We start from the raw sequence: 5675 nt of genomic DNA on the forward strand, positions 1-5675 counted from the left end.
CGAACCGAGCCACGCGATCCCGAAGATCCAGAGAATACGGCCGACCCATCCAAGCTGGCCTCCTGCCCAGCCTGGACCTTGAATCATGATCCGCAGATATCCGGAATCCCGATTCAGCTAAGAGCGGTCACGCTCTAGCGCACGCCAAGCAGTTCGCCGAGGACTGGCAGACGTGGTGGAATTCTGCGTGTTCGTGCGGGCGCTCGGTGGTGACCCGGAGGCCGCGCTCGTCGAGGTCGCGCGTTCGCTACCAGACGACGTGAGCATCTGAACTGCGAAGACGGAAACGGCAACATGAGCGATGTCGTCGCCCGGCTGCGTCGGGCGCTAGAGGCTGCGGACGGCGAGGACAGCCTTCCTGCCGACACCACGGACCACATCGAGGTCGCGGCCCGCGCCTTCCTTGCGGCGCTACCGCCGGAACTAGGCGCGATCCTGGAGCGACGTCTCGCCGCGTTCGCCCGAGCTGTCGACGAAAGCCCCGCTCATACGCCGGTAGAGGTCCTCGCCCAGCGGGCGCGCGAGATCGTCAAGCGGCTACATTGAGCCTAGTGCTGCCGGGCCAGTTCTACCGTCAGTCAAACCGGAGGTCTGTCTCGCCAGCAGGAAGCGAGGTCGCGCATCGTCCGGTCAACCCACTGGCCAACGGAACTGTTTGCGCCTGCGCTGAGCCGCACCCGTCCAGCACCGCCTGAGCGGTATTTGCTTGGGGCGTCGATCACGTACGTGGGCGCGTCCACGTCGGGCACCTTGAGCATCGTCACTCCCGCCCGCGACGGGCTAGGCCGGGGCGTCAGCTCGACTTTGGCGGGTTCCAATTTTTCAAGCGCCGCGAGCCGGATTTTCACTGCACCGCAGGCGCGGCTATCGGCCCACTGCAGGCTATCGGGCTTTCCGGGTGCCTTGACGATTTTCTCTAGCAGCCAAAAACGTTGCCAGGGAGAAGCCGCCCCATCCGCGCGCAGCAGGACGTCGAGAACTTCAATCTGGGTGAGGGGGCTTCCTCTCAAGCCTGGCTCGGAGCTGAACGAGCCCCACGGCAGCAAGGTCAGTCGGTCTGATTGGGGGAGCGTTGTTGCCGATGCCGACGTGGCGCATCCGAGCGCCAAGAGGGCCGCCGCTAGCGTTCGCTGCATATTCGATGTCCTCCTGGTGTGGAGCTGCCCATGCTCTGGGGATCTCGGGCGTTGATGGTCACGCCGTCACTGTGTCATCCCTGCGACGTCCCGGTGGACTGACGCTCCGGTGGAGATGCATCTCGACACAGGTGTGACCCAACCCATGAAAGTCAGAGTGGCGCGCCGCTCGAACGAACCCCAGCCACTCCAACCAACGCACGGTGCGCAGGTTTGTCTCGGGAACGATGTTGAATAAGCGGCTACGATGGCCGGCCATCACTTCGAGCCACCTCTTGCTTAGACGCGCACCGCCTGCCGCAAGCACCTGGTCGAACGCGGTAGTTCCGGCCATCCAAATCACCGACATTCCCGGCCGCACGTTGTCTTTGATGCCTGCGACCGCCACGCATACCCCGCCGACGTCCCACGCGTAGGTGTGCGGCGTTGAGCGCAAGCCCCAGGCGATTGCTTGGTCGGGGGGATCGCGCGTGCACGCGGCGAAATCCATCCGGTCCAATTCCCGCAAATCAGCCGCCACCGTGAGTCCGTCCTCCGGTCGGGCCGAGCGAAGCCGAGAAGCACCGCTTTCGGCCCAGGTATTCGGTTCGTGCGTCATCGCAAGCATAGGGTGTCCAATGGAGGCGACAGCGTGCCGTCGCGAACGGCTGCACGCTGTCGCCGGGGTGGTGGGGGCTAGGAAGCGGCGGTCACAGCTTGCAGCTTGGCGCTTCTGTGTTCCGGTTGTTCTTGTCGTAGACGTAGGTCTCGATCTGGTTTGTCACCGGATTGAACGTAGTTATGTAGATGAGAAGGTTCGGGTCGACTCTCGACGGACCGAGCGCGACATATGCGTTCGCTCCGGCGCGATCCGCGGCTGAGAGCCAGCGTTGGTCGGTTCCCGGTGTCACCGGATGGGTGTGCCCCCAACCGACGATTACTGAGCCTGCCGGCAGAGGAACGCTCACGTTCGCAATGCCACCGGCGCTCCCGCTTGTGAACGGCGGAAACTGATGCAAACTCCCGTCAGCATTTCGATAGATAATCCCGCCATACTCCCATCCAGTCATTGAGTGCTTTCCCCAGGTGATTATCCCGAGGTATTTCGCCTGGCTGTTGAGGGACTGAAGGTTTGTGCCCGATGGCGTCGACGTTACGCATGGCGTGGGATCGGACGGCATCTCAAGATTGTCGAGGAGAGGTAGGTCGGTCAGCACCATGCTATGCATGTTGTTGAGCACCACATTGCCGATAGGCGTCGTCACGCGCGGCTTGATTTCTACGATGACCTGCGGATTTTGAGCAGTCACCACGACTTCGTCCACGGTTACGAATGCTGCGCCTGGGTTGTTGATGGCCGTGGCTGCATCGTAACCGAACCCAAAGCTCATATTTATTTTGGCTTTGATTCTATTGTCTTCATCGAGGTCGACGCACATGGATTTCACCCTCCGATTGTGTCACCCCACCGAACACTCGTAGGGCATGCAAGGACGCTGCTCAACTCGGAAGGGTGCTCTTCACGGCGACTTGAGGTGTTGCGTGACGAGGTCTGGAGCCAGCGAAGCCGGGTGACCACCAGCACCCAGCCATGAGGCACTCAGCGGATTGTCCGCCTCTGCCTGTCCCCCGAACAGGAATAGACCGGCCGGAAGCCCCATCGGTTGGACGATCAACCGGTGAGCAGCTTGGCGCATCGCCTCCGCCCGCGCCGCGCTCGTCGTCACGGTGAGCACGCGAGCGACCGCAATGCCGAGGTGCAACTGATGCAGCTTCGCGCGATGGCTCGTGGCGTAGGTGAGGAGCTTACGCAGGATGGTGGCCCGGTGGAGGAAGGCCGCGCTTTCGCGGACGTGTTTCGACGGCACGATGGTCATCGTGCCCCGGTCGATTTCAAGGAACACGAAAGAGCGGACTTTCCGACCGTCGGATTGTGTATGGCGAAGCCCGAAGATGGCGTCGGGGACGACGAGCACTTCGCCAGACCCGTGCAGCCACTCCACAGCCACCGACCAACGGCCAGGCTGCGCAAGCCTGCGCGTCGTGTCGGGCGCTGCGGCGACTATCTCCTCGAACGGAATGAGTTCGATGTCAGGTCGAGCGCGGCAGGCCAGTTCGAGGTCGACCATGAACCGCGTAATGGCCAGCGTGTGGTCGAGGTTCTCGCGGGTGTAGCTCCGGTTGCGGGCCTTCCATTCGCCTGACGCGAGGCGGAGGCCCAAGGTCTCGGCGAGGAAGCGGGCTCCCGCATTGTCGAGACCGTAGACCATAGGTTGGGAACCGCCCTCTCGGAACCGGTCGACCTGGGCGATGGGACGGTCGAGGTAGTGGGTGCGGTAGAGGCGGACGAGGCGGCGCGAGAGCTTGTCGGGGCTCCGCCCGGGGAAGAGGCGGTAGAGGTCGTCGGCTCGGACGAACCGGTGACGGTAGACATGCCGGAGGATCTCGATGTCGTCATCGGTGAGTTCGATGCGCGGAGCCTCGGCAAGTCGCTTGAAACGCGGGACCGACTTGCGCTGCGCTGTCATGCGACCGCGCTACTCAGCCCAGAACGCCGAGTCGTCCTCGGCTGGGGGCGGTTCGCCCTGCATGAGACCCGCTCGCGCGGCAATCTCGGCCGCGGCGGCCGTGGCGGTCGCGATGAAGGGGCTCGCCTCACGCGAGGCCTCGATGAACGCACCAGCGCGATAGCGCCCGCTAAGGGCCGGGCGAACGTCAAGCGGCATAATCCGGGGCGGGTGGGATCAAGCACGCCTTCGTCAATCAGCCCGTCGAGGTCGCCGCCCTGCGACCGCAGTTCGCAAGCCTCGTGGGGATGCCTGGCCGTAGGCCCGACATCGTGATGCGCTTCGGCTACGGACCCACCTTGCCGTTCTCGCCGCGCCGGCCGCCGGAAGCGGTCATGACGTCCGTGCCAGGAGGTGTGGTGTGACCGCCGCGAACGGGCGTTGGTCAGGCGACCAGGTTGCGCGGCGCGCCCGCCGCGAAGGCCTCGATGTTGTCGAGGGTGGTCTCAACGATGCGAGCCACCGCCTCGTGCGTATCGTAGGCGATGTGGGGGGTGACGATGACATTCGGCAGGCTCAGAAGCGCGTGGTCGGCGACGAGCGCCCTTAGCCGTTCCGTTGAGAGGGTCGTCTGGGAGCGGAAGATCTCCGCTTCCTCGCGCAGCACGCCTTCCTCGGCCACCACGTCGAGCCCCGCGCCGGCCAGGCGGCCTGTGGTCAGGGCCCGCACCAGGGCCTCGCCGTCCACGACGCCGCCTCGGGACGTGTTGATGAGCACCGCGCCCGGCTTCATCCGCGCAAGCTGGGCGTCGCCGATGAGGTGGCGGGTTCCGGCGCCGCCGGGGAGATGCAGTGTCACTACGTCGGCCCTCGCCAACAGCTCATCGAGCCCCGCGTAGCAGAACCCCAGCGTCTCGGCCGCCGTCGGGTCGGTGTGGACGTCGAAGGCGACGACATTCATGCCGAAGCCCTTGGCGATGGCGATGGCCCGGCGTCCGATGCGGCCGGCGCCGACTACGCCCAGGGTTTTGCCGGCGAGATCGAAGCCGCGAAGGCCGTCTTCCGAGAAGTCGCCACGCCGCGTCCGCTCGGCCGCCTCGACGATGCGCCGGCTGAGCGCCAGCAGCAGGGCGAAGACGTGTTCGGCCACCGTGTGGTCGCCATAGTCCGGGACATTGCAGACCGTGACGCCCGACCATCTGCAATAGTCGAGATCGATGTGATCGAAGCCCGTCGAGCGGGTGGCGATGAGCCGAAGCTCTGGAAGCTGACGCAACACCGGCGCGCCGAGGTCCGAGCGGATGAAGGTGGTGACCGTCTCGACGTCGGCGTAGGCGCCCGCCGACGCTTCGGTCAGGGGGGCCGCCAGGCATTCGACCGTGTGGTGCGGTTGGAGCCGCAGGCAGGCCCGGCGCTCCCAATCCGCCACTTCGAAGACCGCGATCTTCATCAGCTCCAACGGCGTCGGAGGCCGCTCCCGGTGGATGACCAAGTCTGCTGCGCCGACCCGTTCAGAGCGACGCAGCGTGAGGGATCGCGCGTTCCAGGGCGTCCGGCCTTGTGCAAAATCAATCGGCGGTCTCGGCCGACGCCGCTCGAGGACTGGTCCATTCGCGGTTCTGCTGGCCTGGCGCCTCTCCCTGCTTGAGTGCGGTCAGCCTGCGCCGAGGTCCTGGGCGGCCGCCCCCCGGCAAACCGGAGAAGGGCCCCTTGGTCCCAAGCTGGGCATGATCGCCTCAGATGCGTTCGGTGCCGGCAGGGTAGGTCGCCGGTTCTCATCGCGCGCGACCGTTTCACGGGCGGCCCGCCTCACGCCGCGACCGGCAGGCCGGCCGCCTTCCACTCCGGAAATCCATCTTCCAGCCGCCGCACCTTGAAGCCGTGCTCGCGCAGGAGCGCCACGGCCTCGAACGCCAGGACGCAGTAGGCGCCCCGGCAATAGGCGACGATCTCCTGGTCCTTCGGCAGGTCGCCCAGCCGCCGCGTCAGGTCCCTCAGGGGAATGTTGACCGCTGAAGGAAGTCGCCCAGCGGCGAATTCATCTTCCGGCCGC

The 5675-nt window shown here is 65.4% G+C and carries 7 protein-coding genes; 1 reads left to right on the plus strand and 6 read right to left on the minus strand.

The features are described 5' to 3' along the window. The first annotated feature begins 294 nt into the window (after positions 1 to 294). Positions 295 to 546, plus strand: a complete 252-nt coding sequence (locus Q8Q88_RS20230; RefSeq protein ID WP_305676990.1) for a hypothetical protein — start codon at positions 295 to 297, stop codon at positions 544 to 546. Positions 547 to 578: 32 nt separating this feature from the next. Here the strand turns inward: Q8Q88_RS20230 and Q8Q88_RS20235 are convergent, their stop codons facing one another. The 6 genes from Q8Q88_RS20235 to Q8Q88_RS20260 all read right to left on the minus strand — a co-directional run. Continuing rightward, positions 579 to 1136: a hypothetical protein gene (locus tag Q8Q88_RS20235; RefSeq protein ID WP_305676991.1), complete on the minus strand. Its 558-nt coding sequence runs from the start codon at positions 1134 to 1136 to the stop codon at positions 579 to 581. Positions 1137 to 1194: 58 nt separating this feature from the next. Continuing rightward, the gene (locus tag Q8Q88_RS20240; RefSeq protein ID WP_305676992.1) at positions 1195 to 1626 is read right to left on the minus strand and encodes a hypothetical protein; all 432 of its coding nucleotides are present in this window, start codon (positions 1624 to 1626) and stop codon (positions 1195 to 1197) included. Between the two features lie 199 nt (positions 1627 to 1825). Next, on the minus strand, positions 1826 to 2554 hold the full coding sequence (locus Q8Q88_RS20245; RefSeq protein ID WP_305676993.1) for a hypothetical protein: 729 nt from the start codon (positions 2552 to 2554) through the stop codon (positions 1826 to 1828). Between the two features lie 81 nt (positions 2555 to 2635). Further along, positions 2636 to 3643: a replication-relaxation family protein gene (locus tag Q8Q88_RS20250; protein WP_305676994.1), complete on the minus strand. Its 1008-nt coding sequence runs from the start codon at positions 3641 to 3643 to the stop codon at positions 2636 to 2638. 424 nt (positions 3644 to 4067) lie between these two features. After that, positions 4068 to 5072: a hydroxyacid dehydrogenase gene (locus Q8Q88_RS20255; protein WP_305676995.1), complete on the minus strand. Its 1005-nt coding sequence runs from the start codon at positions 5070 to 5072 to the stop codon at positions 4068 to 4070. A 359-nt stretch (positions 5073 to 5431) separates the two neighbouring features. Next, positions 5432 to 5675, minus strand: a 244-nt coding sequence (locus tag Q8Q88_RS20260; protein ID WP_305676996.1) for a rhodanese-like domain-containing protein, incomplete at its 5' end; no start/stop codon positions are given.

Origin of the sequence: Phenylobacterium sp. (genome assembly GCF_030697925.1) — a bacterium.
In the GTDB taxonomy this organism is placed as follows: domain Bacteria; phylum Pseudomonadota; class Alphaproteobacteria; order Caulobacterales; family Caulobacteraceae; genus Phenylobacterium.